The sequence below is a fragment of the Streptomyces aurantiacus JA 4570 genome, assembly GCF_000414115.1.
GTDB lineage: Bacteria > Actinomycetota > Actinomycetes > Streptomycetales > Streptomycetaceae > Streptomyces > Streptomyces aurantiacus_A.
Genome location: NZ_AOPZ01000395.1, coordinates 1 through 1043, shown reverse-complemented (window position 1 = coordinate 1043; position 1043 = coordinate 1). Strand labels below are relative to the sequence as shown.

Sequence of the window (1043 nt, the reverse complement as noted above, 5' to 3'; positions counted from 1 at the left end):
GGGGCGCCCCGCGAGGGCTACCCGCCGGACGCCGCGCGAGCGCCCCTCACCTGGAGGTCGTCCAGGAGGGACGCCGTGGCCGCGGCGACGGCGTCGACGGCGCGGTCGAAGACCTCGCGGTTGTGGGCGGCCGGGGCCCGGAACCCGGAGACCTTGCGCACGTACTGAAGCGCGGCGGCCCGAATCTCGTCCTCGGACGCCTTCTCGGGGATGACGGGCGGGCGAAGGGTCTTGATGCTGCGGCACATACGTACAGCCTCGCGCAGCGGGACTCACCCGTCGAGCCACTCGCACAACAAATTCGAACAGGAGTATCATTGCGGCCGTGCCAGCAACCCCCGCGACCCCCGCGTATGAGTTCCCGAGCGACCTCCTCGCAGGACAGGAGGAGCTGCACCAGGTCAGATCCGAACTGCACAGGCTCCTGAAGCGGCTGCCCTGGTCCGTCGAGCCCCTCGACGGCTTCAGCGACGACAACGGCTGGCGCAAGGTGGAGCGCCCGGCCTCCCCGGGCTGGACGCCCGACGAACAGGCGGAGGTCGAGAAGCTGCGCGCGCGAGAGCGGGAGCTGGCGGTCTTCGTGACCTGCCACCGCTTCTGGGAGCAGGTTTCGGGCCCGGACGTGGTGGATACCCGGATGAGGCTCAAGCACGCGCACGAGACCCCGCCCGCGACCTCCTCCCCGGAGCATTGACAGGCGGTGGCGGCGGGCGTTGACTCCTCTCCGTACGAGGGGCGAACGAGCCCTCGTACGACCCCGCGACGCCAGGCCCGCGCTCCGGAGCCGCCCCCGCTCCGCGCCCGCGCGCGGCCCCATCCACCGAATCCGGCCCCCGCGTCCAGCGTGCGGAGGTTCAGCCATGAACGTATTCGTCATTGCCTTGTTGGCGATCCTGGTCGCCCTGGGCTTCAAGCAACCCCTGCTGTGGTTCGCCGCCGCGGCACTCGTCTATTTCCTGGTCCGCCGCCACGACGGTGGCCCGGCACGGCACGGCCCCGCGGGCGGCGGGGCCTCGGCCGGGGCGGGCGGCGCCGGTGGCGCG

2 protein-coding genes and 1 pseudogene are annotated in these 1043 nt (G+C 72.3%); 2 read left to right on the top strand and 1 reads right to left on the bottom strand.

The window, feature by feature from the left end; all coding sequences use genetic code 11:
* Positions 1-17 precede the first annotated feature (17 nt).
* On the bottom strand, positions 18-248 hold the full coding sequence (locus STRAU_RS31615; protein WP_016644483.1) for a DUF2277 domain-containing protein: 231 nt from the start codon (positions 246-248) through the stop codon (positions 18-20).
* Positions 249-325: 77 nt separating this feature from the next.
* Here STRAU_RS31615 and STRAU_RS31610 point away from each other — a divergent pair, with 77 nt between their 5' ends.
* On the top strand, positions 326-694 hold the full coding sequence (locus tag STRAU_RS31610) for a hypothetical protein (RefSeq protein ID WP_016644482.1): 369 nt from the start codon (positions 326-328) through the stop codon (positions 692-694).
* A 166-nt stretch (positions 695-860) separates the two neighbouring features.
* Positions 861-1043, top strand: a pseudogene (locus STRAU_RS31605) (hypothetical protein); the annotation flags it as partial.

What these genes read in the sequence shown, in the direction of transcription:
- STRAU_RS31615 (WP_016644483.1), bottom strand. Translation starts at nt 248, where the DNA reads ATGTGCCGCAGCATCAAGACCCTTCGCCCGCCCGTCATCCCCGAGAAG.